The organism is Pseudoramibacter faecis (assembly GCF_036289405.1).
Lineage (GTDB): Bacteria > Bacillota > Clostridia > Eubacteriales > Eubacteriaceae > Pseudoramibacter > Pseudoramibacter faecis.
The window spans coordinates 55,626-81,291 of record NZ_JAYFFI010000001.1 but is presented as its reverse complement, the minus strand read 5'-3'; the positions used below and the strand labels follow the sequence as shown (position 1 = coordinate 81,291).

The 25,666-nt window shown below is 51.4% G+C and carries 25 protein-coding genes, 1 tRNA gene and 2 pseudogenes; 20 read left to right on the top strand and 8 right to left on the bottom strand.

The features are described 5' to 3' along the window. Positions 1-61: 61 nt before the first annotated feature. From V3C63_RS00410 to V3C63_RS00370, 9 genes are all read left to right on the top strand, one after another. Positions 62-340: an IreB family regulatory phosphoprotein gene (locus V3C63_RS00410; RefSeq protein ID WP_425355310.1), complete on the top strand. Its 279-nt coding sequence runs from the start codon at positions 62-64 to the stop codon at positions 338-340. A gap of 33 nt (positions 341-373) precedes the next feature. After that, complete coding sequence (ruvX, locus tag V3C63_RS00405) at positions 374-877, top strand: Holliday junction resolvase RuvX (protein WP_329885845.1); 504 nt, start codon at positions 374-376, stop codon at positions 875-877. Between the two features lie 242 nt (positions 878-1,119). After that, positions 1,120-1,413, top strand: coding sequence for a DUF1292 domain-containing protein (locus tag V3C63_RS00400; RefSeq protein ID WP_329885844.1), 294 nt, complete (start codon positions 1,120-1,122; stop codon positions 1,411-1,413). Next, positions 1,414-2,118 (top strand): DNA/RNA nuclease SfsA, encoded by a 705-nt coding sequence (gene sfsA, locus V3C63_RS00395; protein ID WP_329885843.1) that lies wholly within the window; start codon positions 1,414-1,416, stop codon positions 2,116-2,118. It begins immediately after the preceding gene. A 96-nt stretch (positions 2,119-2,214) separates the two neighbouring features. Further along, positions 2,215-3,978 carry a ribonuclease J gene (locus V3C63_RS00390; protein ID WP_483434120.1) on the top strand — a complete coding sequence of 588 codons (1,764 nt, stop codon included), beginning with the start codon at positions 2,215-2,217 and terminating at the stop codon, positions 3,976-3,978. 93 nt (positions 3,979-4,071) lie between these two features. Then, a complete protein-coding gene (locus tag V3C63_RS00385) occupies positions 4,072-4,437 on the top strand; it encodes a YlbF/YmcA family competence regulator (RefSeq protein ID WP_329885842.1) in 366 nt (121 codons plus the stop codon). Positions 4,438-4,469: 32 nt separating this feature from the next. Then, the gene (gene mltG, locus V3C63_RS00380) at positions 4,470-5,708 is read left to right on the top strand and encodes an endolytic transglycosylase MltG (protein ID WP_329885841.1); all 1,239 of its coding nucleotides are present in this window, start codon (positions 4,470-4,472) and stop codon (positions 5,706-5,708) included. A 100-nt stretch (positions 5,709-5,808) separates the two neighbouring features. Beyond that, a complete protein-coding gene (locus tag V3C63_RS00375; protein ID WP_329885840.1) occupies positions 5,809-7,080 on the top strand; it encodes a peptidase U32 family protein in 1,272 nt (423 codons plus the stop codon). After that, the gene (locus V3C63_RS00370) at positions 7,071-9,305 is read left to right on the top strand and encodes a SulP family inorganic anion transporter (RefSeq protein WP_329885839.1); all 2,235 of its coding nucleotides are present in this window, start codon (positions 7,071-7,073) and stop codon (positions 9,303-9,305) included. Before V3C63_RS00375 ends, V3C63_RS00370 begins: the two co-directional genes overlap by 10 nt. A gap of 92 nt (positions 9,306-9,397) precedes the next feature. On the opposite strand, the gene V3C63_RS00365 is transcribed toward V3C63_RS00370, so the two are convergent. The 3 genes from V3C63_RS00365 to V3C63_RS00355 are packed head-to-tail and all read right to left on the bottom strand — an operon-like array spanning position 9,398 to position 12,200. Then, positions 9,398-9,955 (bottom strand): transcription repressor NadR, encoded by a 558-nt coding sequence (locus V3C63_RS00365; protein ID WP_329885838.1) that lies wholly within the window; start codon positions 9,953-9,955, stop codon positions 9,398-9,400. 36 nt (positions 9,956-9,991) lie between these two features. Next, positions 9,992-10,858 carry a carboxylating nicotinate-nucleotide diphosphorylase gene (gene nadC / locus V3C63_RS00360; protein ID WP_329885837.1) on the bottom strand — a complete coding sequence of 289 codons (867 nt, stop codon included), beginning with the start codon at positions 10,856-10,858 and terminating at the stop codon, positions 9,992-9,994. A gap of 10 nt (positions 10,859-10,868) precedes the next feature. Further along, positions 10,869-12,200, bottom strand: coding sequence for an L-aspartate oxidase (locus V3C63_RS00355; protein ID WP_329886251.1), 1,332 nt, complete (start codon positions 12,198-12,200; stop codon positions 10,869-10,871). Between the two features lie 172 nt (positions 12,201-12,372). Here V3C63_RS00355 and nadA point away from each other — a divergent pair, with 172 nt between their 5' ends. Beyond that, on the top strand, positions 12,373-13,317 hold the full coding sequence (gene nadA, locus V3C63_RS00350) for a quinolinate synthase NadA (RefSeq protein ID WP_329885836.1): 945 nt from the start codon (positions 12,373-12,375) through the stop codon (positions 13,315-13,317). A 112-nt stretch (positions 13,318-13,429) separates the two neighbouring features. Then, positions 13,430-14,308, top strand: a complete 879-nt coding sequence (locus tag V3C63_RS00345) for a DUF445 domain-containing protein (protein WP_329885835.1) — start codon at positions 13,430-13,432, stop codon at positions 14,306-14,308. 67 nt (positions 14,309-14,375) lie between these two features. On the opposite strand, the gene V3C63_RS00340 is transcribed toward V3C63_RS00345, so the two are convergent. The 3 genes and pseudogenes from V3C63_RS00340 to V3C63_RS00330 all read right to left on the bottom strand — a co-directional run bounded on the left by V3C63_RS00340 (position 14,376) and on the right by V3C63_RS00330 (position 15,421). After that, positions 14,376-14,708, bottom strand: a complete 333-nt coding sequence (locus V3C63_RS00340; RefSeq protein ID WP_329885834.1) for a sigma 54-interacting transcriptional regulator — start codon at positions 14,706-14,708, stop codon at positions 14,376-14,378. Positions 14,709-14,784: 76 nt separating this feature from the next. Beyond that, positions 14,785-15,194: pseudogene (locus V3C63_RS00335) on the bottom strand (PrpR N-terminal domain-containing protein). Beyond that, complete coding sequence (locus tag V3C63_RS00330; RefSeq protein WP_329885833.1) at positions 15,146-15,421, bottom strand: hypothetical protein; 276 nt, start codon at positions 15,419-15,421, stop codon at positions 15,146-15,148. Before V3C63_RS00330 ends, V3C63_RS00335 begins: the two are co-directional and overlap by 49 nt. A gap of 814 nt (positions 15,422-16,235) precedes the next feature. On the opposite strand from V3C63_RS00330, the gene V3C63_RS00325 reads away from it, so the two are divergent. The 6 genes from V3C63_RS00325 to V3C63_RS00300 all read left to right on the top strand — a co-directional run bounded on the left by V3C63_RS00325 (position 16,236) and on the right by V3C63_RS00300 (position 20,253). Beyond that, a complete protein-coding gene (locus V3C63_RS00325; RefSeq protein ID WP_329885832.1) occupies positions 16,236-16,607 on the top strand; it encodes a cyclase family protein in 372 nt (123 codons plus the stop codon). Next, a complete protein-coding gene (locus V3C63_RS00320) occupies positions 16,604-16,777 on the top strand; it encodes a hypothetical protein (RefSeq protein ID WP_329885831.1) in 174 nt (57 codons plus the stop codon). The genes V3C63_RS00325 and V3C63_RS00320 overlap by 4 nt, the downstream gene beginning before the upstream one ends. A 298-nt stretch (positions 16,778-17,075) precedes the next feature. After that, positions 17,076-17,151: transfer RNA gene (locus V3C63_RS00315), tRNA-Thr, on the top strand. A gap of 501 nt (positions 17,152-17,652) precedes the next feature. Then, the gene (locus tag V3C63_RS00310; protein WP_425355309.1) at positions 17,653-17,832 is read left to right on the top strand and encodes a helix-turn-helix domain-containing protein; all 180 of its coding nucleotides are present in this window, start codon (positions 17,653-17,655) and stop codon (positions 17,830-17,832) included. A gap of 81 nt (positions 17,833-17,913) precedes the next feature. Further along, positions 17,914-19,056 (top strand): hypothetical protein, encoded by a 1,143-nt coding sequence (locus V3C63_RS00305; protein WP_329885830.1) that lies wholly within the window; start codon positions 17,914-17,916, stop codon positions 19,054-19,056. A gap of 435 nt (positions 19,057-19,491) precedes the next feature. After that, positions 19,492-20,253 (top strand): class I SAM-dependent methyltransferase, encoded by a 762-nt coding sequence (locus tag V3C63_RS00300; protein ID WP_329885829.1) that lies wholly within the window; start codon positions 19,492-19,494, stop codon positions 20,251-20,253. A gap of 232 nt (positions 20,254-20,485) precedes the next feature. Here the strand turns inward: V3C63_RS00300 and V3C63_RS00295 are convergent, their stop codons facing one another. Further along, on the bottom strand, positions 20,486-21,433 hold the full coding sequence (locus tag V3C63_RS00295) for a sugar-binding transcriptional regulator (protein ID WP_329885828.1): 948 nt from the start codon (positions 21,431-21,433) through the stop codon (positions 20,486-20,488). 242 nt (positions 21,434-21,675) lie between these two features. Between V3C63_RS00295 and V3C63_RS00290 the strand changes: the two genes are divergently transcribed. After that, positions 21,676-22,728, top strand: a complete 1,053-nt coding sequence (locus V3C63_RS00290) for a glycerol-3-phosphate dehydrogenase (RefSeq protein ID WP_329885827.1) — start codon at positions 21,676-21,678, stop codon at positions 22,726-22,728. 73 nt (positions 22,729-22,801) lie between these two features. Then, entirely contained in the window at positions 22,802-24,307 is a 1,506-nt protein-coding gene (xylB, locus tag V3C63_RS00285) for a xylulokinase (RefSeq protein ID WP_329885826.1), read from the top strand. A gap of 131 nt (positions 24,308-24,438) precedes the next feature. On the opposite strand, the pseudogene V3C63_RS00280 reads toward xylB, so the two are convergent. Continuing rightward, positions 24,439-25,106: pseudogene (locus V3C63_RS00280) on the bottom strand (ammonium transporter); the annotation flags it as partial. Between V3C63_RS00280 and V3C63_RS00275 the strand changes: the two are divergent. Beyond that, positions 25,103-25,654 (top strand): TroA family protein, encoded by a 552-nt coding sequence (locus V3C63_RS00275; protein WP_329886269.1) that lies wholly within the window; start codon positions 25,103-25,105, stop codon positions 25,652-25,654. The pseudogene V3C63_RS00280 and the gene V3C63_RS00275 overlap by 4 nt on opposite strands. Positions 25,655-25,666 lie beyond the last annotated feature (12 nt).

Here is a 25,666-nt window from a genome sequence, read left to right as displayed (position 1 = left end):
CTTGTTTTGACTGGTTTGTTGCGGTAAAATGAGACAAGACCCGATGGGAGGAGAAGGCATAATGAGTGATAATAATCAGACGATTTTTGATCGTGGAACCATCATGTTCGATGCAGATAAGCAAAGAGGACAGGCGATTGATACGATTATGAAATCTGTTCAAGAAGCTTTGATTGCGAAGGGCTATAATCCAGTTAACCAGATCGTCGGTTACGTTATGTCTGGAGATCCGACCTATATTACGAGCTACAATGATGCCAGAACTTTAATTCAGCGCATTGAACGCGACGAATTATTGGATGAGCTGGTTAAGCGTTATTTAGACGGTATCACTGATTGAACGAGCCAATAAAATAATGCATAGAAGTCCCAGGTGTGGCCATCTGGGGCTTTTTCTTTAAGCCGTTTTGCGTATAATGGCGGATGGTTAAAACAGGAGAAAGATGTGACAGAGAAAATTTTAGGCTTGGATATTGGTGATAAATACGTTGGTATTGCAGTTTCGGACAGTTTGGGCGTAACGGCGCAGGGCTACCGAACCTATAAAAAAGCTGATCGGGATGCGGATTTGGCGTTTTTTGGCGATGTGGTGACACAGTTTAACATTAGGATCGCGGTTGCAGGGCTGCCGAAGGATATGGATGGCCGTGAGACTGCGCAAGCGCGAAAAACCAGAAATTATTGTAATTTCTTAGCCAAGCGTCTTGGGTTTGAAGTTATCTATATCGACGAGAGACTGACGACAAGAGCCTCGGAAGCAGTTTTAATCGCCGGCGGTGTGCGTCGGGAAAACCGCAAACAGCATATTGATACCCTGTCTGCTCAGCTCATTTTGCAAATGTATTTAGATCGTGAGAACGATTCATACGTGCAGTAACGCCGGAAGTTCTGCGCTGGCAAGGCGGGGTTGTCCTGGATGGTAAGCACCACGCTATATTCAGCAATGCCGGGCATCAACTGCGCATTATGGAAATGGTCGATTTTGACAATGGCGGAGAGTGGCACGAGATGCTGGAGCCGGTGGCGGAAGCCCGGCTGATAGCGCGTATTAAAAGCAAATGGCAACGGCAACAAGCCGTTGCATCGGAGTGATGAGTAAAAAAGAAAAGAGGTATGTAAATGGCAGAAGGACGCAATCATGACCATCAGCACGAATGCGCCGAAACGATCATGCTGAAGAACGAAGCAGGGGAAGAAAAAGCATTTGAATTGGTGTGTACCCTGAGTATTGAAGAAAAAAATTACGCCATCCTGGCAGATGCCGATTCAGATGAAGCGATTGCCATGCGGATTGAAGGCGACGAAAAGGACGAAACTATGGTTTTGGTCCCGGTGGACGACGAAGCAGAATTTCAAGCTGTGGCAGAAGCCTATGACCAGATCGATCCCGACGAATTGGGGTTTGAAGGTTAATTGCGTCTGTCGGAGCAGCCATTGGTCGATGCCAGCTTGATCAAGCGATGTAATCGGTTCGTGGCAGAAGTGCGCCTTGCTAACGGCAGCGAAACGATCGCCCATGTGCCCAATACCGGCCGTATGAGTGAACTCATGGTGCCGGGGGCAGCGCTACGCTTGAGTTTCAATCCGGCACCAAACCGCAAAACAGATTATACCCTGCTCGCCGTGAGTTATCAGGATCGCTGGGTCTGTATCGATGCAGCGATGGCCAATCGTCTGGCCTATGAATACTTTATGTCACTCCCTGAATTTGACGACTTGCGGCGTGAAGTGACTCGAGGCGATAGCCGTTTCGATCTGGCCGGAACTTTTGACGGGTGCCCGGGCGCTATCGAAGTAAAGAGTGTCAATTTGGTCGTGAAGCGCGGCGGGCGGTCTTGTGCCTGTTTTCCGGATGCACCAACAGCCAGGGGGCGTAAACACCTGCGCAGTCTCATCGATGGGGTTCGGGCAGGCTATGCCGACGGGCTTTGTTTTGTTGTCCAGCGGGAGGACGCCGTCTGTGTGATTCCCAATGAGGCGACAGATCCGGAATTTGCGGCCCTTTTACGGGAAGGCATTTCGGCGGGGCTTCGTGTGACGGCATTGCGCTGCCAGGTGACGCGGGATGAAATCTCGATAACGGGTGAACTTCCGGTTGACGCTTTTGTGAAGCGATAAAAGAATGATAAAAAGAATTTAAAATCCCCAAAGGGATAAAATAATAAACAAGCGCGCGGTGTGCAATCACGTGCGATCAGAAAGGAAGTTATTTTTTTGAGCGAGAATCAACAGCAGAATAAGAATCAGAGTCATCGGAGAGGGTGGTTTCGCCGCAAGAAGAACGGAAAAAGCGGCAGTATCCATAAGCATGAAGCCAACCGAAAACGGGAAAAGAAACTGAGGATCATTCCCGTCGGCGGCCTCGGTGAAATCGGGAAGAACATGACGGCCTTCCAGTATGGGGATGAAGTCATCATCGTCGACTGCGGACTCAAATTTCCGGATGATGACATGTACGGCATCGACACGGTGCTGCCGGATTACAGCTATCTGGAAAAGAACGCCGATAAAGTGAAGGCGCTGGTCATCACCCACGGTCACGAAGACCATATCGGCGGGATCCCGTATTTTCTGAAGCGGGTGAATGTGCCGATTTATGCGACAAAGCTGACCGTCGGTTTGATTGATCACAAACTGGAAGAACATCGGCTGATCAGCAAGACCAAACGGCATATCATCAGCGCCGGCAGTGAGGTTACCATTGGTGATTTCCGGGTGGAATTTATCCATGTGAACCATTCGATTGCCGATTCGGTCGCGTTGTGCATCAAAACGCCCGCGGCGACGGTTTTCCATACCGGGGACTTCAAAATTGATTTTCAGCCGGTAGATGGCGACATCATTGATTTGCAGCGCATCGCGGCGTTGGGCAATCGCGGTGTCGACCTGTTGCTCTGCGATTCGACCAACGTGGAAGAGTCAGGTTATGCCGGCAGTGAAAGCGATATTGGAAAGACCTTTTTTAATCTGTTCCGCGGCAATAAAAACCGCATCATTGTGACGACCTTTGCGTCGAATGTGCATCGCATTCAGCAGGTGATCAACACGGCGGCTTACTATAACCGCAAGGTGATCATCAACGGGCGCAGCATGGAAACCATGACGTCGGTAGCCAGCGACCTGGGCTATCTCGATGTCCCCAATGATGTGGTGATCGACATTAAGGATATGAAGAAATACAAACCCTCTCAGTTGGTGGTGATCACCACCGGCTCTCAGGGCGAACCGATGGCGGCCCTCGGGCGTATGGCTAACGGCAATCATCGCTTCTTGCAGATCGATAAGAACGATACGATCATTATTTCCGCTTCGCCGGTACCGGGGAATGAAAAAATGGTCGCTGAAATTATGAATAAGTTAGTCGATCTGGGCGCGGAGGTGATCTACAATAAATTTGCCTACATCCACACGTCGGGCCACGCTAAATGTGAAGAACTCAAGATCATTCACACCTTGGTGAAACCGCGGTTTTTCATGCCGGTCCACGGGGAGGCGCGGATGCTCAAGCGTCACGCCAAGCTGGCCGAGTCCCTTGGGATGGATCCCCAAAATATTCGGATTCAGCAAAACGGCGACGTGATGGAACTCAGTCACAAAGATTTCAAGAAAGTGGATGAAATTCCGGCAGAAGCTGTCTTGGTGGATGGTCTTGGCGTCGGGGATATTGGCAATATCGTTCTGAACGACCGAAAGCGGCTGTCGGAAGACGGATTGTTTATTGTTGTGCTATCGATGCGTAAGGGGAAAGTCGTCGCCGGTCCGGATATTATTTCTCGCGGGTTTGTTTATATGCGCGAGTCCGAGGATTTGATTGATGGCGCACGCAAGGAAGTTCGCAAGGCGCTCAGCGATTGCGAAAACAAAAATATCACCGATTGGAAAAATATCAAAAATGCGATCCAGGATTCGCTTTTCCATTACCTGTATAAGAAGACGCAACGCAAGCCGATGATCCTGCCCATTTTGATGGAAGTTTGATGCGTCAGTCGAGAATATCAGTTAAAAGGGTAATAATTCCGATCGTTCTATGTTAAAATAAAACATTATATCGTGTGGGAGGAGGCCATCTCTGTGGAAAATATTTACGACGCTGCAGATACATTTGCCGAAACATTGGCAAATGCGCCTGAATGTGTGCAGTTTAAAGCAGCGCAGGCGGCATTAAAGCAGAATCCGGAGCAATTTCAGCGGGCGCAAAGATATATGCAGGCGCAGTTGGCAATGCAGGCGCGTCAGGCGATGGGCCAGTCCCTTTCAAATGAGGAAATTGCAGATTTTAATGCGAAAACCATGGAGATCATGGCCGTCCCGGAAATCGCTTCCTTTTTCCAGGCTCAGATGGCAGTGATGCCGATATTTCAAGATATTGTTCAGAAAATCAGCACTGCAGTCGGTTTGGATGCGAATTTATTCGGCGGATTGCCAGGAATTCATTAAAAAACGGGCAACAATCGAGAAGAGAGGTAATCATGGCGAACAATCACGGCGCAAACGATGGCATCGGCCGCGAGAATGGATACTACAAAACTATTCTGGCAGAAGAGGCAGACGCTTCGGAAGAAGCATTGTACGATGAGGAAACGGCGGACGATTGGGACGATGAATTTGATGGCGATGCGTACGAGACGGATGATGAGGATCCCGTTTTTGAAGAAAACCGCCGGCGTTCACGAAAGCATATCCTGATTGCATTGGGGTGCGTCGCGCTTGCTGCGATTATTTTTATCGCTGGATGGCACAGCTACTACAATCGTCAACTATTGCCGGTATCGAACAGCAAGAAAAAAATCATTGTTGAGATTCCGGATGGTTCGAACATTGAGGACATTGCCAGAATTCTCGAACGAAAAGGCTTGATCCGCAGTCGCATGGTTTTTCAAAGCTATGCCGGCCGTCACAGCCGGGGCACGAAAAAAATAAAAGCAGCCAATTATCAGTTTGCACCGTCGATGTCCTCAGTACAGATTTTTAACGCCATGCTCAACGGCAAGAGTTATGCCGGGGCTTTATCGGTTACGATTCCGGAAGGGAAGACCGTTAAAGAAATGGCGGAAATCCTATCAGATGCACATATTTGTTCGAAAGATGAATTTATCGCCGAAACAAAAAAAGTCAGCGACTATAAAAAGCGCTACAGTATTTTGAGCTCGTATCCGGACAAGGCTTCAGGGCGGACGCCGATGGAGGGATATCTCTTCCCAGATACCTATCAATTTGTGTCCAATACCAGTGCTGCGACGGTGGTCAACAGGATGCTGGCCAATACCCAGGCGAAGTTTAATGAAGCGACGCTGAAAAAGATCAAAGACAGTGGTCATTCGGTCGATGAAATTTTAACTATGGGCTCATTGGTGGAAATGGAAAGCAAATTAGACGAAGATAAGACCAATGTGGCTTCGGTGTTCTACAATCGCATTAAGGCGGGGATGAAGCTTCAGTCGGATATCACGGTTAACTATGCGTTGGGCAATAAGAAGGCGGTGCTTTCCAATAACGACTTGAAAGCCGATTCGCCCTATAATACGTATCAAAATGCGGGACTGCCCGTCGGGCCGATTTGCTCGCCGGGGATGAAATCCATCAAGGCGGCGATTGCACCGGCGGATACGAATTATTATTATTTTGTGGCAGACATGAAGTCAGGGAAAATCCACTTTGCCAAGACGATTGATGAACATCAGCAGAATATTAAAAAGTATATGAATTAAATTTGAACAAGTGAACAAAGAGGACACGCTGCGGCGTGTCTTTTTTAAAAGCGGAGTGAAAAGCAGAACAAGGCTGTGTTGCAATTAAAAAGAGCGGAAGATGAAAGAAAAAAGAAAAAAGCCGGAGGTATTGGCACCGGCGGGCAATTTTGAGAAACTGCGGTTTGCCGTTATTTATGGCGCCGATGCCGTTTATTGTGCCGGGACGTATTTTGGGCTGCGGGCACGGGCCGATAATTTTTCGGATGAGGAACTGGGCGAAGCGGCGGCTTGGGTGCATGCTTGCGGGAAGAAGATTTTTGTCACACTGAACATGATCCCTCATGAAGCGGATTTTGACGGTTTGGAGCCCTATATTCAATTTTTGCATGAGATTGGCGTGGATGGAGTGCTCATTGCAGATCCGGGCGTGTTTGCCACGGTGCGCCGGACAGCGCCCGAGCTTGCGGTGTCGGTGAGCACTCAGGCGAACAACGTCAACAGCCGGTCCGTGCGTTTTTGGCACGATTTGGGAGCCAGTCGCATTGTGCTGGCCAGAGAGCTTTCCGGTGCGGAGATTAAGGCCCTTTGTGAAGCGCGGCCGGCCGGCATGGAGATCGAAACGTTTGTGCACGGGGCCATGTGCATTTCCTATTCCGGGCGCTGCCTGCTGTCCCATTATCTGACGGGACGGGATGCCAATCGCGGAGATTGCGCTCAGCCCTGCCGCTGGCAGTATCGGTTGGAGGAATCCAGGCGGCCGGGAGAATATTTTTCGGTGTCCGAGGATGAGGCGGGTACTTTTATCATGAATTCCAAGGATTTGTGTCTGGCGCGTCAGGTCCCGGAGCTGATGCGGTTCGGCGTCGACAGTTTTAAAATCGAGGGCCGAATGAAGAGTGCCTTTTATGTGGCGACAGTGACCGGCATTTACCGGCGTATTGTCGACGCGGCAGCGGCTGATCCCGATTTTGTGGTGCCGTCGGATTGGGTAGCGGAACTCACCAAGGTTAGTCACCGCCATTACACCACGGCTTTTTACGGCGGCACTGCCGGACCGGATGCTGAAAATTTCGGGACCAGCAGTTACACTCGGAATTACGATTTTGCCGGGGTGGTTCTGGATTACGATGCGGCGTCGGGCATGGCGACGGTGGAGCAGCGCGGCAAGATCAGCGAGGGCGATGCGATTGAAATCATTCAGCCGGGCACGGGGGATTCGCCGCTATTTTTGGCGCAGCAGGCCAAAGGACTGACAGACGCGGCCGGTGTGCCGATTGCGTCAACCCCCCACGCCAAAATGCGCTATCGCCTAAAGCTCGACCAGCCGGTGGCGCCGATGAGTATTTTGCGCAGAAAAAGCGCCGAACGTGAGGAGGCTTTATGTTTTTAAAAAACTATCGCGCTGAAGATTTAAAAAAAGATTTGCCGTCGGGGATTATCGTGGCGCTGGTGTCGATTCCTATCGCCATGGGCTACGCGCAGATTGCGGGGCTGCCCCCGGTGTACGGTCTATATGGTTCTCTCTTGCCGATTTTGTTTTTCGGGTTGATTACCTCGTCTCCCCGGTTTGTGTTTGGCGTGGATGCGGCGCCGGCGGCACTGGTCGGCAGTTTGGTGGTAGGGACCCTTGGTATCAGGCTGCAATCGGCGGCGGCTATCCGTGTGGTGCCGGTGGTCACATTGGCGGTGACCCTGTGGTTATTGCTTTTTTGGCTACTCCGGGCGGGCCGGTTCACCAAGTTTATCTCCTCGCCGGTTCTCGGTGGGTTCATCACCGGGATCTGCACTGAGATCATCCTGATGCAGATTCCCAAACTTTACGGCGGAATGGCCGGCATGGGGGAAGTTACCGAGCTTCTGCCCCATATCGCGGCGACGGCTCGGGCTGGTTTCAACGCGCTTTCTCTGGCGCTTGGCGTGGGGTCCTTTGTCGTGATCATGCTCGGCAAAAGGGTGTGTCCAAAGGTGCCGATGAGTGTGGTAATGATGGGCGTTGGCGCGGTATTAACATTGATATTTCACCTGGATCGGCATGGGGTAGCGCTGCTGCCGGCGGTGACCCCGGGACTGCCCCGGCCGGTGATCCCGCAGCTTGATGCCAGACTTTTGGCCATGCTGCCGCAGATTTTTATATCCAGCCTTTCGGTGGCGTTGGTGATTACGGCAGAGACCCTGTTGGCGACCAATTCGGTGGGGATGGCCCATGGAGATCCCATTGACAACAACCGGGAGCTTTTGGCCTATACCGCGGCAAATCTGGTATCGGGGATTTTTGGCTGCCCGCCGGTCAGCGGTTCGGTGTCGCGCACCGGGATTGCCGGTGATTTTGGTGTCAACTCCCAGATGATGTCGGTGGTGGCCGCGGCGACAATGGCACTGGTGCTTTGTTTTGCGACAGGCTTTATCGGCTTTCTGCCGGTGCCGATTCTCACGGGGATCGTGATTGCAGCGTTGTTTTCGATTCTCGAATTTGATCTGGCCCATAAACTCAAAAAGGTCGATCGGGTGGAATTCGTGATTTTTTATATCGTTTTTGCTGTGGTGCTCATCCGGGGCTCCATCGCCGGCGTGGTGGCCGGTGTGGGGCTGTCGTTTCTCACCGTGGTGCTGAGGGCGTCCCGGCCGGCGACCGCTTTTCTCGGTTGTATTCCGGATCATGAGGGTTTTTATGCCTTGTCGCGCACCCGGGATGCGCGGCCGATTGAAAATGTGGTGCTCTACCAATTCAATGCGGCACTTTTCTTTGCCAATATCGGCGTGTTTCAGTCTCAGCTGGAAGCGGCGGTCACTGACAACACCCGCGTGGTGGTGGTGGACGCCAGGGGCATCAGCAGCGTGGATGTGACGGCCACGGAGCAGCTGCTTATTTTGTATCGGCGTTTGAAGGCCCGAGGTGTCCGCCTTTATCTCACCGAGCATCCCGGTGCGGTGAATGATCAGCTGCGTACCTTCGGCGGGCAGGTGCTTTTTGACGACCACGCGCTGCGTCCGATGATAGCGATGGCTTTGGCGGACGCCGGCCTCACTCCGCCCTATCCTCTGACCGAGGGAGACGGCGCGACCTATGTGCGCTTGCCGGAAGGCGCCATGGGGCAAGGAGGTCCGGCCGATGCGGCGATGGCGGAATACGAATGGGTTTACGGTGCCGATGCCGATCACAAAATGCAGGAAATGGCAGAGCGTTTTGCAGAGGATATTGCCGCGGCGGATCGCTTTGACGGCGAACAGATTGCAGCGAAGGAGCAACAGCAGTTTGGCCCGTATTGGAGCGGCCTCGACGAAGAAAAGTTCATGGATCTTCTGGAAATGCGGTTGGCCATGATGGAAAACAAAGGCGATCTGAGTGCGGAACAGTATCAGAAGATCGTTGCCGATTTGGTGGCTTATCATGCGCGTCTGGACGAGAAGCTGATCGGTATGGAACGGGAAGCCCTCAAGCGCATTGTGCATTTTCGGATGCATCGGGAGCGCTATTTCAAAACGCACTATCCGGAGACCTTTGAACAATTCCGGCAGGCGCGCAATCGCCATCGGCAGATTCTCAAGCAGGAAAATCCAGCGCTGGCCGCTCGCATTGAGGCCTGGCGCAAACAACTGGCAGACCAAATGGACTAGCAGACGCACGCACAAAGGCTTTCCAAATAAAAAAGCAGCTCGTTGGAGCTGCTTTTTTCGTGTGTTGTCTTTGGCGATCTGCAATCGAGCGATCAGCCGGTGGCGTTTTTGTGCCAGAAATCAACCGGTTCATAATCCTGGAGTTTGGCCAGAAAGCCCTTTTCGGTTAGGGCTTTCTGGATCAGATCGAGAATTTCCTCAGAATCGGCGGTGACGGTGTGGTAGTGATAGCCGGCGGTTGTGTTTTTCAGAAGGGTTGAAGGGCCGGGCGTGATATGGGAAAGATAAATGTGGATATCGCGTCGGGAACGGATCAGCAGGGGGGCCCTCAGCACCCCGTAAACCCGATGAAAAACAAAAACGTCCTCGACTTTTCCCCCGAGATCGACGATGGTGGTCAGTTCTTCTTCCGTCTGTTCGTCGCTGTGATTGACTTTGAATACCCGGCTGGCTGTCAACGCGGCCTGACGCAGACAATAGCCGCGGTTGGTGGAGAGAATGTCGATGCCGTCGGCACGCATCAGGGCGATGTCCTGCACCACCACCTGGCGGCTCACGCCGGTTTTCTGGGCCAGGATGGCCCCGGGGAGCGGCTTTGTACTGCCGGAAAGCAGATAATAAATGTGTTGTCGGCGTTCTTTTCCCTTCATAAAGGCTCCTTTCTAATGGGATGAATACGCAGGGCATTAAAGCCGGCGCAGATTTTTTAACGAAAGATCGAGAATGGGCGCCGAATGGGTCAGAGCGCCGCTGGAGATATAGTCGGCGCCGAGATCGGCGATTTCGGCGATGGATTCGGCGGTGATATTGCCGGAAATTTCCACCTCGGCTCGGTGGTCGATGCAGGCGATGGCCGCAGCCATGACATCGTGATCCATATTGTCGAGCATGATGATATCGGCGCCGGCCGCCAGGGCTTCTTCGGCCATGGCCAACGTCTCGACTTCGACTTCGATTTTATGCACAAAAGGGGCGTAGGCCTTGGCGCTGGCGACTGCTTTGGTGATGGAGCCGGCCGCGGCGATATGATTGTCCTTGAGCATCACGCCGTCCGTCAAGTTGTAGCGGTGGTTGTGCCCGCCGCCGATGCGCACAGCGTATTTTTCGAAAAGTCGGTTGTTGGGGGTGGTTTTTCGGGAATCCAAAAGCTTAAGGTCGCTGTGGCATTCGGCCAGCAGATCGACGACCTTTCGGGCGGCGGTGGCGATGCCGCTCATGCGCTGCAGATAATTGAGGGCGGTGCGTTCTCCGGAAAGCAGGGCGCGGATGTCACCGTGGACGATGGCAAGCTTCTGTCCGGAGGTCACGCGGTCGCCGTCGGCGGCAAGGGCTTCGACGGTGATGTTCGGATCCAGCAGGGTAAAGACCCGGGCGAAGACCGGCATCCCGCACAGAACCCCGTCGCCCTTGGCGAGCAGCTCCACTTCGCCGGGGCAGGCTTCGGGCATCACGCAATTGGTGGTGATGTCCTCCCGGGTGATATCTTCCTTGAGGGCAGCGGTGATGAGCGGATCGGCGTTTAACGTCATGGAAATCGGGTCGAGTTGATACATAAAAACCTCCTTAGGCGGTGCGGCGCGCGTGGACGCGGTCGATGGCCAGTTTGACTTGTTCGTGATTGTCCTTTTCGAAGCGCCGGCTGTCGGTGTAGCGTTCCCAGTCAATTTTATCAAAAGATTGCAGAGATATTGCGGGTTTGGTGCGGGCGGTAATATCGCGGGCAGCACGGCGGGCAAAGACCAGGCTTTCCAGCAGGGAATTGCTGGCCAGGCGGTTTTTGCCGTGGACGCCGTTGCAGGCCGTTTCGCCGACGGCATAAAGCCGGGGCATAGAGGTCGCGCTTTCGTAATTTACGGCGACCCCGCCCATGAAATAATGCTGGGCCGGCACCACGGGAATGCATTCCCTGTCGACATCATAGCCGTGCTCGGCGCAATGGGCGATGATGTTTGGGAAATGCGCGTGGCGTTCTCTGGCCGGGATGGGCCGCAGATCTTCCCAGACGAATTCGGTGTGATCCTTGCGCATCTGGGCGTGAATGGCCTGGGTGAGTTTGTCTCGGGGGAGCAGCTCGTCCACAAAGCGCCGACCGTTTTTGTCGTAAAGCAAAGCTCCTTCGCCGCGCACCGATTCGGAAATCAGGAAGGAGCGCTCTTCGGGATTCGGTGTGTATAATGTGGTGGGATGGATCTGGACGTAATCGATGTTTTTCAGTGCGACGTGATGATGCAGGGCAATGGCCAGGGCATCCCCGGTTAAATGATGAAAGTTGGTGGAGTGGGGATAGAGCCCGCCGATGCCGCCGCAGGCCAGTACGGTGTGCCTTGCGGCAATGGCAGAAAGTTTACCGTCCGCGCCGCGCAGGATACCGCCGACACAGGCGCCGTCGCCCTCGACGATGTCGAGCAGGGTGGTATGGGGCATCAGGGCGACATTGGGTAAGGTTTGAGCTGCCGTCAGAAGATGGCTGGTGATTTCCCGGCCGGTGATGTCTTCGTGGAAGAGGATGCGATTTTGGGAATGTGCCCCCTCCCGGGTGAAACAAAACGATCCGTCGGCGTTGCGGGCAAAAGTCACGCCGTAGCCGACGAGATCCCCGATGATGCTTTTGGAGTCGCGGATCATGATGGTCACGGCGCGTTTGTCGTTTTCGCTGTGGCCTGCGCGCAAGGTGTCGGTAAAATAGGCGTCGAAGTCGCTCTCGTCCCGAAGCATGCAGATGCCGCCCTGGGCCAGATAGGAATCATTTTCAGTGAGGTCCGCCTTGGTGATCAACGTGATCTTCAGATGTCGGGGCAGATTTAACGCGGTATAAAGACCGGAACAACCGGAGCCGACGATAAGCACGTCGGTTTGGTTCAGCGGATGACCGCCGGACGAAGAAGGGATGTGCATGGTCATAATCAATCCTTTCGAAATGTTTAGCAGTGCCGGCGGGATGATTTCGCCTGCATCTTTAATAGTGTATCACAGGAATCGCTTACTGACAAGACAGATGACAGAAATAATATGACAATTTAATTGACAGATAAAAAAGGGTTCTGTATAATAAGTTTAATTTGCACGGATGCATGAAAAACAAGAAGGAGGCATCATTGTGAACACGCGAGAGCTGCAGGACGAAATCATTCGCCTGAAGCGGGAAAAGGATATTTGCATTTTGGCGCACGCTTATCAAAGTCATGCTATCTGGGAGGTGGCGGATTATGTCGGTGATTCCTACGGGCTGGCGGTTCAGGCGGCTAAGGATCCCCACCGAACGATTTTGATGTGCGGGGTGCGTTTTATGGCGGAAACCTGCAAGGTGCTTTCTCCGGAAAAACAGGTGCTTTTGGCCAATCCGATAGCCGGGTGCCCGATGGCCGGCCAGATGGATCGGGAAGATTTGATCGCGCTGAAAAAACAATATCCGGGCTATGCGGCAGTGGCCTACATCAATACGACGGCCGATTTTAAGCGCGAGGTGGATATGATTGTTACGTCGTCGTCGGCGGTGAAGATCATCCGCAAAATGCCGGAAGAAAATATTTTGTTTGTGCCGGACTGCAATCTGGGGCGCTGGGTGGAGGCCCAGATTCCGGAAAAGCATTTTGCATTCTTCAAAGGCGGGTGCCCTACGCATATGCGCATGCGCGCGGCGGATGTCGCCCGGGAGAAGGCGGCGCATCCGGAGGCGTTAGTGCTGGTGCATCCGGAATGTCTGGCCGAGGTGACCGATCAGGCCGATTATGTGGGATCAACCACGGGGATCATGCAGTATGCGAAAGAGAGCGACGCCAAAGCATTTATCATCGGCACGGAAAGCGCCATCGTCGAGCATCTGCAATACGAATGCCCGGATAAACGGTTTTATCTGCTTTCTAAAGAATGTGTGTGCCATAACATGAAGATGACCACGCTGATGGATGTCTACTGCGCCGTGACCGACGAGGGGGAAGCAATCGATTTGCCAGGGGATGTGATTGCCGAATCCCGAGCGGCCATCGACCGTATGGTGGAAGCTGGAAAATAAAAAAAGCCCTTCGGGGCTTTTTTTATTTGGAAGTGCGGGCTTACCGCTTAGCGGTTATGCTATACTAAAAACAATCATGAACAGTTTATCTTAGTAATTAGGAGGCAAAACCATGCTCAAAGTTTTAGTCGGGCCGCTCATTGGGGCGTTCATCGGCTATATCACCAATTATCTGGCGGTGCGAATGCTCTTTTTCCCGAAGCATCCGATTTATTTCTTCGGCCGTCGCCTGCCCTTTACGCCTGGGGCCATTCCCAAGCGCAAGGATCATCTGGCAAAGCGTACCGGGGCGTTGATTGCAGAAACGCTCATTACCAAGGATGACATTTATGCCAGGCTCACGGCGCCGGACTTTGAAGCGCAGATGGTGGCGCGTATCACCGCGGTGATGAAGCGGTCGTTGGGGGCGTCTGCCGGGAATCTCTTCCCTTCTGAAGAAGGTTATGCCGAGGCTAAAAATAGGATTGCCGGCGCGCTGACCGATTCGATCATGAGCTCCGTGAATCAATTGGATGTGGCAAGAGTGATCGCTGAACGGGGGCCGGCACTTATGCGAAAAAAATTGGCTGGAACGCTGACCGGGGTGTTTATCACCGATCGGATGATCGCCTCCCTGGCGGAGACCGTGGGGCAGGAAATTGCGGAAGCCATTGCCGAAAAGGGGCCGGCATTGATCCGCCGGGAAGTCGATCGCAAAATCGACCATACCGAAGCGCATACACCGGAGGAATTGCTCGCCCGTGTCGCGATCGACCCGGCAGCCTGGCAGGAAGCGGTGGCCCGCGCTTATGAAGCTTTGGTGCGCGAAGGGGTGGAGCGCCTGATGTCGCATGTTTCGGTTTCGCAGATCGTCGAGGAGAAGATCGGCGCGATGAACGTTGACAAGCTGGAAGTCATGGTGCTTTCGGTGATGAAAAAGGAATTCACGACCATTGTCAATCTCGGGGCGCTCATCGGATTTATTTTGGGAATATTGAATATGGTGGTGTGAAAATAAATTAAAAAGCGGTGCGGGTGCACTGCTTTTTTATGTGTATTTTGGATATTCAAGAACCGTGTTATCCATTTGGTTTGTGTTCTGCGTCAAGATCCTTGAGCATGCGCCATAAAGTAGTCCGGCTGATGCTTAATCGCGGGGCAGGCCGGCCGTGATTCATTCGTTCTTCGTTGAGAACCAATTGAATAATTTCCTGGTCGATTGTAATAAAAGTGTTCTGATGGTTCGGGTCCAGCCGATAAATAGCCGTCGCGGCGGCGTCTTTGCCGGTGCCGCTTTCGCCGAGAATCAGCGTGGGAAGAGATGTGTTTGCATTCCGTTCGATTTCATTTCGGATGGGCCCAATGGCATTAAAGGATCCGGAAGGATTGCGCAGCTGATAATCGGTGGTCATATTTTCGGAAATGCCTGCACGAATACCGGGAATATTCAGTTGCTTTTTTGAAGCGTTTTAAAATGAACAAAGTGGGTTATTCTGGTTTTGATGGGGAGAAGCTAATTATGCCAAGCGCATGGCGAATGCTGTTTTCGGCGGACATGATGAGAATGACACTTAAATTGTAGAGGCGGGCAATTTGAGCGGTGATGACATCGCCGACGATCATGAAATAGCCCTCTTCTTTTAATTGTGCAAGTTTTCGGTCGGCATCGCGCTGGAAATGAATGCTTTCGATGCGAATGGTGTCTTTGGTTAAACGGCAGAGTGTTTCCGCTTGGTCGGTCAGTGCCGGAAAGCTCACAATGGCAAATTTTTTCTGATAATTTTAGCGGGTGTGACAGCGTAAAAAATATCTTCAAAGGAGATGGGAATTTCAAGGATCGGAATGTTGGTCAGCGTTTCGCGAAGACGCTCGGCAGTACCGCCTCGGGATAAGAGAATATCGTATGGTTGTCGCGCAATTCTGTTTGAGCGCGTGAGACGCCTGCGTCTAAATTACCGATAACAAAGAGGGTGCGGAAGCAGTGGCAGGCTGCGCCGGATTTGCCCGATATTTTGCAGACGTATTGCCCTTTCGGAAGACGGCAGGCCGCACTCATGAAAGCGCACAGCATTTGGTGGTCGTCAGCGGGAGTCTCAATGCGGTTACCGAGCAGCAGATTCTGCATGCAGAAAAAACGGCGCCTGCCGCATTTGCTTGAATGCGCAGCAGAAGTTTCAATCGGATTATCTAGAAACGCCAGCCGGCCGTCAATGGATTTCGCAGGTGCAGGCGGCAGCAGCTTCTCATCGCATCACGTTTTTGGATGTTTGTTTGCCGACAGACGAACGCCATGGCATCCGCGGGAATCCTGCTTGTTCCGATGCATCCAAAAAGCCGGCCCGGCGATTAAGCGCGATCGTACGCATATTGGTTAGGCGGTCGGAAGATACGACCTTTATGGTTATTGGGGAAGATACCCTGTTCGCATTAGTCGATGGATTTGGTACTGATCGTATTCAGCCAATTTGTGAATTGTGCAGGGGACGCCATTATTTCAGCTCATGGCAGAGGATGAGCCCCTTCAAATCATTTCTAAATCTGGGGGATTTGGATCGGAGGATCTCATTGAACGCGTGGCATCAGCGATGATTGCCACGGAAAAGGGGTAAAAATGAAAAAAATTATCATGATTCATCGTGGGTTCACGAAAATGTGTGGCATCAATACGGCGAAGGGGATGAAATTGGTGCGGCTTCGAAAATCACATCGGAAACGGTCCTGAAAGCCGTTTCGATGATTAAAAGCAGCAGGGTTTACGATCTGGAAACCGAAAGATTCAAAGGGATGCCGGTATGGAGCGGTCACACCGGATTTGAACTGCTGGCCTATGCATCGGAAGGGCCGCCAGAATATGGAAGGCTCTCCGATTCGATAAAAGCGTCAATTGGTACGAAATCGGGGAATGGCTGGATGAACCGACGAATAAAGCGGAATATCATATGGGGCTTAATACGGAGCTGATGAGCAGTTCCATGCATATCGGAACCCATATAGATGCCCTGTCCCATTTCACAACGGAGAACGACAATCATTGGTACAATGGATTCAGCGGAGATCGTTACAGCACGAATTTCGGTCCGGCCAAATGCGATATTGCCCCGACCCCGCCCATGGTGATGCGCGGAGTGCTTTTGGATATAGCCGGTTATAAAGGTGTGACTTTGATTCCGAACAATTACATCGCTACGGCAGAAGATTGCGAAGGCTGTGCCGCCTGGGAAGGCGTGACCTTAGAACCGGGGGATGCGGCTTTGGTCCGCCTTGGCAACAACTGGCGAACGACCGCTGCGGCGATGCGGGGCCGGACGTGAGCGCGGCGCGTTATCTTGTGGAAGAAGGCGGCGCCATCGTCGTCGGCGATGATATGGCCTGCATGGATGGTTTTAATGCAGACGGTTCTTCGTCTGTTCCGGAACACCTGCAACCGGTCCACCATTATCTGTTGATCCAGCAGGGCGTGCATATTCTGGAATATGTCTAGCTGGATGAATTGGCCAAGGATCAAGTATATGAATTTCGTTTTATCTGCAATGTATCGAAGGCGCGCGGCGCGACGGGATGTTTGTCCGGCCGATTGCCATTGTGTAATATTTAAAGCCATTCCGAAGGCTTGATTGTCGTATCGGGCCTTCGGCTGTTTGGCCAATGTCTTAATGTGTTGACTGGGGGCAGGATAGCGGTCTATTTCGATAAAGCGCCGTGTTTTGACAGAGAAAAAAACTGTGAAAAAAGGCTTGCATTTGACCAAAGGGTCCGCTATAATTTCTCTATCGTTTATCGCTGGGATGGCACAGTTGGTAGCGCAATTGATTCGTAATCAATAGGTCGCCGGTTCGAATCCGGCTCTCAGCTCCATTTCAAAAAATTGACAGGCTTTCGGGTCTGTCTTTTTTATTGTGCATTCACGAGCATCGGGGGCCAGACGTTTAATTTTTTTGATTTGCATTTTTCCAATATATACAAATTACTGAATGCATTTTACCGGCCAAATTATACCACTTAACCCAAATGTCAAGATAGCACATGCCAAAGTGGATATAATGAGCGCACCTATCTGCACGGCAAGTTCCTTACGAGTAAGAGGCTTTATGAGGCTAAGAATGTTCTTGGTAATTCATTCGTTCAAATTTCAAAATCCGTTACAGAACAAATCGCAGCGGAGTCAGTATTTTCTCCAACAAGCTCAAGTGCGCGACTGCGGCGGCTGGTATGGCTCGGAAGTCTGGCACTCCACGGATCGACGCTGTAAGGATTATTTACCGCCTTCGTTCAATAGAAAAATTCACAATCAAATGCTATAATAAATTTCACGAATAAGGCGATTTATCAAGACCGTAACGAGCGGGGTGTGAGCGCATGCTGAAGAATAATATTGAAGTTGATGTCAGGGTGAACTGCATAGAGGCAGAAACTACGCAGGCGAAAGTGGCGGAGATTGTCGGAACCACGCCGTCCTATGTCAGCCGTGTCATTAACGGCGGGAACGAGGTGGTCAATAAGACATTTCATTTCCATCATGGAGGCTCTCGGCTATGATGTGGAACTGACTTATGTGAAACGGGAAGAAAATTTCATACCAAACCGGTGATAGGATAATGCTTGAAGGAGGTAAGAAAAATGTCCGATGAAAATGAAATCATTCCGGCTGAGAATGCTGTCATAGAGACTATTGATCCAACACAAGAACTGATATCCACAAATTTTAAGATAGTTTCTATTTCAGATGTTCCTTCATTGGGAGCGATTGGGAGTGCCATACATAATTTCGTAGGAAGTCAGTCAAAAGTAGGTGGCGAAGGAATATATAAGGTGACTTTTCCAGGAGGCTTTGACGGAACACTGTCTAAGTTTAAGAATGAAAATGCTTTTCTTGGATCAGGGATAAGTAACGAAAAAATGGCGCAGGCTCGGTTAACGCAAGTGCATTTTGATCCGACACAAATGTTTATTGCTTTTGCCCTGATGGGTATACAGTATCAGCTTGGTGAAATACAGGCTACTCAACAGGAGATTCTGAATTTCCTGGCCAATCAAGAAGAAAGCAAGCTGAAGGGATATCTGACCACGCTGAATGATGCCATCGAGGAGTGCCAGATAAACTGGAACAATAAAGATTTTGTTGAGCAAAAAAAGAAAGAGATAAGTCAGATTAAGACAGGAGTCAATAGCAGCGAAAACTTTTATAAGAAAGAAATTGAGGACATCCTTTCTACACCAAATTTGCCTCACACAATGTCAAAGGCAAATAAAGTCATACAGAAACTGATCCGGGATATAAGAGATTATCATTTAGCATTCTATGTAAAGAACTATACAATGTATTTTGAAACTATATTGACAGAAAATTTTAGCAAAGAAAATCTTGGACTTATTTCCGATAGGTTTCAAAAAAATACGGATGATTATCTTCAGCTTATAAAGCACACTAAAGATTGGATCTCTGATTATCTTGGTTCTTCAATTGATTATGCTTTTGGACGAGTCTACAGGTGGGCTGATAGCGTATGCGAAAAAGCATCGCATAAAATCCCTGCTGATGTTGATAAAATATATACAAATGACAAAGAAAAATATGTTTCAAAAGAAACTCAAATGGAGCGGATTGAACAGGATGAGGATCCTGGAATAACAATGTTTTCAAAATCTATGTTCAAGATTGAAACTTTGCATGACCGGCAGGTTGTCTTCTATGTCGAAGGCGATAATGTGTATTTGCCTGAGGACACACTTGGAATAGAAAGATCGGAGGGAGACAAATAATGCTTGGAATAATAACCATGATTGCACTTGCCGCTATAATCATAGCTGTAATTGTACTAATAGTTAAGGCAATCAAAAAGTAGAAATAGACAGTATTTCTTTTTTTCTGCATATAACACTGATTGCGTTATGATAAAAGAGGAAAACTACGCAAAGGCATTGCATTGAATGTGCTTAAAAAATGCAGAATATCAGATTGTGTAGATGATGCAACCACCTTTGCACCCACCCTGCGAAAAATTCTGCACCCACCCGTAAAGAGATGCACCCAGTGTGCATGGAACGTTTATGAGTTAGGAAATAAGGAAATGTTACATTGTATCACTGATAGGACGGCAATCGAAGACAAGCCACGGACTTTAATACAATTTAAGAACGCCACTCCTTAAACAATTTTATGTCAAGGGTATCGAATGGAGGAAAGAAGATCGGGTTATGCCAAACATTATTTGGGACGTTACACGATATGAAAATAAATTCTCTTTTGTCCCCCGGTATGGAGAGGCTTTACTTGATCTTATAACAGGGGGAAACGGGAGTTTTGTCGTGGATATAGGTTGCGGAGACGGGATGCTGACGCAGCAGATATCGGATCGCGGTTACCGGGTTTTAGGAATTGATGATTCCGACGCAATGCTTAAAATGGCTGTGAAGAAACATCCGGATATTGCTTTTCATCGTGGCAATGCAGTTGATTTCCATTTAAGAGAAAAAGCGGACGTGCTTTTCTCAAATGCGGTCTTCCACTGGATTGATAGAAGCAGGCAGCAGACAATGCTTGCAAATCTTTTTTCCAATCTGAAGCCGGGCGGAGAACTTGTCTGTGAATTTGGTGGATATGGCTGTGCTGAGAACATCCATGGTCAGCTTGAGAAAGCGTTTTTGAAGCGGGGACTTACTTATGACCGGGTTTTTTATTTCCCAACGATCGGTGAATATGCACCCATGTTGGAAAAAGCGGGATTTAAAGTGGAGGTGGCGCTTCTCTTTGACCGGCCAACGCCACAAAAAGGAGAGCATGGTCTTGTTGACTGGATTCGGATGTTTGACAAGAAGCCCTTTGAAGGGATCAATGAAAAAACAGAAGCATCGATTATTCAAGAGGCGGAACGGTCACTTCAGGCAAAACTTTTCAGGGATGGAAACTGGTTTGTGGACTATGTGCGAATTCGCATCCGCGCAAGAAAGCCTTTGTAAAATTGGCATTTTGCGCAAGCCAGCTTCTGAAAATTTTTGTAATGTTTGACCATCACCCAGACGACGCAGAAAACCTATTGACGCATGATTCAGGAATTGGAAAATCAAGACATTGATTTGGTCATGCGCTTATTGACCAATTTGAACTAAAGATTTTATTGCAGTGATCCTGATGGTTCATTTCTGAAAAGGCGCGAATCCTTTGGGAGCGTGTCTTTTTTCGCGCCCGAAATTATGTCAAAAACTTGAGCACCTCCCGCGCAGTCGGCGCGTCGATATAAAGGTGGTCGGCCAGGCCGCCTTTAAGGGCGGCGTGAATCACCTGACCCTTGTTGATCCCGCTGGCCACGAGGAGTTTGTTTGGGATTTTTAAGATGGTTTCAAGGGAGGCGCCGACGACCCGAGCATCGAGCTGCGGATCGTAAATCTCGCCGGCCGCATTGATAAAATGGGAGCAGCAATCGCCGACACAGCCGCCCTTCTCCATCACGCGGTATTGTTCGTCGGTGAGCAGGCCCATTTCATAAATTACCGATGGGCGCCCGAAAAAGCCGGCGGAATAGACGGCGGTTTGGCAATGCTCCGCCATGGCTAAAATCTGTTTGATCTGGGAATCTTGTTTGATGGCTTCGGCGATAAAAGGCGCGTCCACCATGGCCGGCGCCGGGATCACATAGGCCTCGCCGCCGACTGCCGAGGCAAAATTCTGGAGGATTTTCAGCGCGCTGGATTCGTGGGCCAATCGGGAATAGCCGCCGGTAAGCTGAATCACCGAGACGTGCTGGCGGCGGATGGGCACGAGCATGGTGGAAAGCATCTCAAGGGTCGTGCCCCAAGCGACGCCGAGAATGGTGCCGTTGTCAATATATTTGGGCAGCTCTTCGATCAGTGCGGTATAAACATCCCGGGCGATGATCTGGGGATTGTCGATGAGGGCGGGAACGATGGTGATGTTCCGCAAAGGATAACCGGCGAGGAACTGTGCTTCCAGGTCGGCGTGGGCCATCACCGGCTCCTTGATGCGGACTTCAACCAGTCCGAGCTCTTTGCCGAGTTTGAGCAATCGGCTGACGGTTGATTTGCTGATGCTCTCCTGGCGGGCGATTTCGACCTGGCCCATATCGCTTTCGTAATAGCGTTTGGAGATGCGGATAATTTGATTGATGCGCTTAGAATCCATGAGGTTTCCTCTTTCCGAACTGAAATATAATTCACATTATAGAATAAATGGGAAAAAATGGCAAATTAGACGATGAATCTTCATGAATCTTCCGATTTCTTAAAGTCAGACGAATATCAAAGAGAAAATCTTGCGAATGATGGGAAAATATTCAAAAGTATTTGACATTTTCCCAGAAACCCTTTACAATGAACTTGTTCGTTATCGCAAATGAGAATGGCAGAAGCCAGGAAAGGAAAAATATGGCAATTGTAACATTGGTCGGTTCTGGACAAATGGCCTCAGCATTGACCTTTCCATTGTTCGAAAACGGTTATGAAGTGCGGCTGGTCGGCTCGCCGTTAGACGGCGACGTCATCGCGCGGCTGCGGCAGGACAATTATCACATCAATTTGGACCGTACGCTGCACGACGGCGTGAACTATTACACCATCGATCAGCTGGACGAAGCACTTAAAGGCGCAGAGATTGTGGTCTGCGGGGTGTCGAGCTTCGGCGTCGATTGGTTCTTGGAATCGGTGTTCCCGGCGATTTCAACCGATGTGCCGGTGCTCTCGGTCACCAAGGGCATGATTGATTATCCCGACGGCAGGCTTCAGGTTTATCCGGAATACTGGGCACAGCGCATGCCGGCGGATCACCAAATCGAGCTCTTTGCCATCGGCGGCCCCTGCACAGCCCGGGATCTCTCGGATCACGATCATTCCTTTGTCGCCTATTGCGGCAAGGATCTTAAAAAGCTCGCGTGGATCCGGGATCATTTTGCAACGGATTATTATCACATTGCGCTCACAGATGACGTGGTGGGCCTTGAAGCAGCCGTTGCTCTGAAAAACGGCTACGCGCTGGGGACGGCCATCGCCATCGGCATGAAGAATCGCTGCGGGGACGACGGCATTGCCCACGTTAATTCCAAGGCGGCCCTTTTCCAGCAATCCGTTTGGGAAATGGACCAGCTGCTCGGTATTGTCGGCGGCAGTCACAAGATGATTATGTATGCGGCGGGAGATCTCGACGTCACGGTGGCCGGCGGGCGCAGCCGCAAGGTGGGGCAATACCTTGGCGAAGGGCTTTCGATGCCGGAAATTGAGGCAAAGCTCGCGGGGCAGACCCTCGAAGCGGTCGTCATTGCGACGCGCACGGCTAAAGCGGTGAAGGCCATGGCCAAAGCCGGCAGGATTAAAGAAGCGGATTTTCCGCTGTTGATGCACGTGGATCAGTGCCTGAACGCAGGCGCCAAGGTGAACATTCCCTGGCACGATTTTGAAACCGTCACCTGCGATGCGGTCAAATAGCGAGATCAATATGGCGGCAATAAGCCGATTGTAAAAAAATTCAATAACCAAAGATGGAGATGAGGAGAAAAACATGAAGTACATTTTGGGATTGGATCTTGGAACCAGCAGCATAAAAACCGTTTTATTCGATCAAAACGGGAAGGAAATTGCACAGCGCTCTGACGAATACCCGGTGTATCAGCCGCATAACGGCTGGTCTGAGCAGGATCCGGAAGATTGGTATCAAGCGGCGGTCACGACCATTCGCTATTGCTTGGATATTACTGGCGTTCCGGGAGAAGACGTCATCGGAATCGGGATTGCCGGGCAAATGATGGGCGCGGTGATGCTCGATGTCCAGGGCGAACCCCTGCGCCGCGCCATCCTATGGAACGATGCCCGCACATCGGAAGCGGCGGAATCCGTGCGCAGTCTCATCAGCGACGATCTGATGATGAAAATCAACTGCAACCCGGTGCGTCCGGGCCTCACGGCGGCCAAGATTCAGTGGGTGAAAGAAAACGAGCCGGAAATCTGGGCAAAGACCGCGCATATTCTGCTGCCGAAGGATTATCTGCGCTATCGCCTGACCGGCGAATACGCAACGGAGGTTTCGGACGCGTCGGCGATGCAGCTGCTGGACGTCCGCAATCGCTGCTGGTCGTCGGAGCTGCTCGCGGCGATGGATATTAAAGAATCCCAGTTGGGCAAAATGTATGAGTCTACCGATGCGACGGGGCAGCTTCTGCCGGAAGTGGCCGGACTGCTCGGCCTGACCACCAAGACCATCGTGGCCGGCGGCGCTGGGGACAACGCGGCCGGGGCCGTGGGCACCGGGGTGGTGGCCCGTGGACGCGCGATGACCACCATTGGCACCTCGGGGACGGTCTTTGCCTATGCTGACGAGCCGATGATGGATGAAAAGGCCCGGGTTTACACCTTTTGCATGGCCGTTCCGGGCGCCTGGCACTTCATGGGCTCGGTCAATTCGGCGGGCAATTCCCTGAAGTGGTACCGCAACACTTTCTATCCGGGCGATACGGAATATGAACAGATCAATAAAGACGCTATCGCTTCGGCTCCCGGCGCCAACAATTTGATCTATATGCCCTATCTGACCGGGGAGCAATCGCCCCATTTCGATTTGAAATGCCGGGCCGGTTTCGTGGGCCTGTCGGCGACGCACACCAAGGGCGATATCACCCGCGCCGTGATGGAGGGCATCACCTATGCCATGCGCGACGTGCTTGAAGCCATCCGCGAATCCGGTATCGAGCCGGATGTGATGCGGTTGTGCGGCGGCGGCTCGAAGAGTCCCTTCTGGAGTCAGCTTTGTGCCGATATCTATGGCATGAAGGTGGTGCTGCCGGATATGAACTCGGCCAATGCCACGGCCCTTGGCGGAGCGATTCTCGCCATGGTGGCGACCGGGCTTTACCCGAACATGCAGGCAGCCTGTGACAAGATTATCGTGATGCGGGACGAAAGCTTTGATCCTAATCCGAATTTGCGGGCGAAATACGATGCGACCTATGCGGCCTTTGATAAATTGTATCCGCAGTTGAAAGACAATTTCGCAGAAATTTTGAGCCTCTAAGCTTTTTCCTTTCAAAATAAAAAATCTCCTTTGCCGGCTGGCAGGGAGATTTTTTAATGCCTTATTTTAATTGATGGCGGCCACGCCGGTTTTGCCGGACGATGGCTTCAACTTTAATCATGAGTTTCTCCTTATGCAATTAATCCATTCCAGTAAGCAGGGATAGGCTTTTTCACTGTGATATCCAGTCCGCGCCGTTCGGCCGCAGCATCCACCTGCAGCGGCACAAAGATAGAAACGACTTTGGCGATCACAAAGGTGCGATGACGGCAATGGCGATGGTGACACCGATGGCGGCAAGTTGGGCGAAGAACAAGTGTGTGTCGCCGAAGACCAGGCCGTTCCAGCGGGTGGCGGAGTTGATGCTGCGGCTGGCGAAAAGCCCGGTAGCGATGCCGCCCCAGATGCCGCCGATGCCGTGACAGCCAAAGGCGTCCAGAGCGTCATCATAGCCCAGGCGGGGCTTGACCACGGAGACCATGAAATAGGCCAGGGGACTGACCACGCCGCCGATGATAAAGGATGCCCAGATCGGCACGAAGCCGGCACCTGGCGTGATGGCCACCAGCCTGAGCACGGCACCGGTCGCTGCGCCGGCGGCGGTAGGTTTGCCGGTGACCGCCACGTCGATGATCATCCAGACAATCATCGCGATGCCGGCAGACGTGTTGGTGGTGATAAACGCGTGGGCGGCAAGGGAGCCGGCGCTCAAGGCGCTGCCGGCATTAAAATCAAACCAGCCGAACCAGAGAATGGCCGCCCCGAGCAGCATAAAGGGGATGTTGTGGGTGTGAGTTGACCGCGGCCGTGTTGGTTGGCTGCGGTTCCTCCGGATCAAGTTCGACCAAGAAGGCCTCCTCGAAGAATTATAAGCCGGTTACCATCACGATGAATCTGCAGCACAGCGGGCTCGGAAAGAATGATGATTACACCTTTAAGAAGGCGCCGACAAAGGGGGCGGTCGACGGCGATCAGATGGCGGATATCTTCTTTGATCTCGGTTTGACCGGTAACATGGCCGGTTATACCGAAGGGGCCTGCGTGGATACCATCAAACAATATCCCGGCGAAAAAAAGGTGAAACAGCTGGCAAAGCCAGGCATCAATCTGCGCTCTGTTTCTAAAGAAAAGGTGCCGGCTACCGACTGCGATTTTTTGGTCGGCTGGGACGATCTTTTCTCCGACAAAAACTATAGCGTGAAGTTCTGTAAAAGAACGGCATTGTGCCCTATTTCCCCTATGTTTGTTCCGACAGGGCAACTTTTGACGATCTGTATAAGGATTATGCCACCCTCGGCAAGATCTTCCAGGTGGAAAAGACGGCGGCCAAACGCGTCAGCAAAATGAAAAGCACGTTGG

Excerpts from the sequence above, each read along its gene's own strand:
- mltG (WP_329885841.1), top strand. The coding sequence starts at position 4,470 with ATGGCGAACAATCACGGCGCAAACGATGGCATCGGCCGCGAGAATGGA.
- xylB (WP_329885826.1), top strand. The coding sequence starts at position 22,802 with ATGAAGTACATTTTGGGATTGGATCTTGGAACCAGCAGCATAAAAACC.
- nadA (WP_329885836.1), top strand. The coding sequence starts at position 12,373 with ATGCATGAAAAACAAGAAGGAGGCATCATTGTGAACACGCGAGAGCTG.
- V3C63_RS00355 (WP_329886251.1), bottom strand. The coding sequence starts at position 12,200 with ATGCACATCCCTTCTTCGTCCGGCGGTCATCCGCTGAACCAAACCGAC.
- V3C63_RS00345 (WP_329885835.1), top strand. The coding sequence starts at position 13,430 with ATGCTCAAAGTTTTAGTCGGGCCGCTCATTGGGGCGTTCATCGGCTAT.
- V3C63_RS00370 (WP_329885839.1), top strand. The coding sequence starts at position 7,071 with ATGTTTTTAAAAAACTATCGCGCTGAAGATTTAAAAAAAGATTTGCCG.
- V3C63_RS00375 (WP_329885840.1), top strand. The coding sequence starts at position 5,809 with ATGAAAGAAAAAAGAAAAAAGCCGGAGGTATTGGCACCGGCGGGCAAT.
- V3C63_RS00295 (WP_329885828.1), bottom strand. The coding sequence starts at position 21,433 with ATGGATTCTAAGCGCATCAATCAAATTATCCGCATCTCCAAACGCTAT.
- nadC (WP_329885837.1), bottom strand. The coding sequence starts at position 10,858 with ATGTATCAACTCGACCCGATTTCCATGACGTTAAACGCCGATCCGCTC.
- V3C63_RS00410 (WP_425355310.1), top strand. The coding sequence starts at position 62 with ATGAGTGATAATAATCAGACGATTTTTGATCGTGGAACCATCATGTTC.
- V3C63_RS00325 (WP_329885832.1), top strand. The coding sequence starts at position 16,236 with ATGGGGCTTAATACGGAGCTGATGAGCAGTTCCATGCATATCGGAACC.
- V3C63_RS00400 (WP_329885844.1), top strand. The coding sequence starts at position 1,120 with ATGGCAGAAGGACGCAATCATGACCATCAGCACGAATGCGCCGAAACG.
- V3C63_RS00330 (WP_329885833.1), bottom strand. The coding sequence starts at position 15,421 with ATGCAGAATCTGCTGCTCGGTAACCGCATTGAGACTCCCGCTGACGAC.
- V3C63_RS00305 (WP_329885830.1), top strand. The coding sequence starts at position 17,914 with ATGTCCGATGAAAATGAAATCATTCCGGCTGAGAATGCTGTCATAGAG.
- V3C63_RS00300 (WP_329885829.1), top strand. The coding sequence starts at position 19,492 with ATGCCAAACATTATTTGGGACGTTACACGATATGAAAATAAATTCTCT.
- V3C63_RS00340 (WP_329885834.1), bottom strand. The coding sequence starts at position 14,708 with ATGACCACCGATTATCAGCTGCGCAATCCTTCCGGATCCTTTAATGCC.
- V3C63_RS00290 (WP_329885827.1), top strand. The coding sequence starts at position 21,676 with ATGGCAATTGTAACATTGGTCGGTTCTGGACAAATGGCCTCAGCATTG.
- V3C63_RS00310 (WP_425355309.1), top strand. The coding sequence starts at position 17,653 with ATGCTGAAGAATAATATTGAAGTTGATGTCAGGGTGAACTGCATAGAG.
- V3C63_RS00365 (WP_329885838.1), bottom strand. The coding sequence starts at position 9,955 with ATGAAGGGAAAAGAACGCCGACAACACATTTATTATCTGCTTTCCGGC.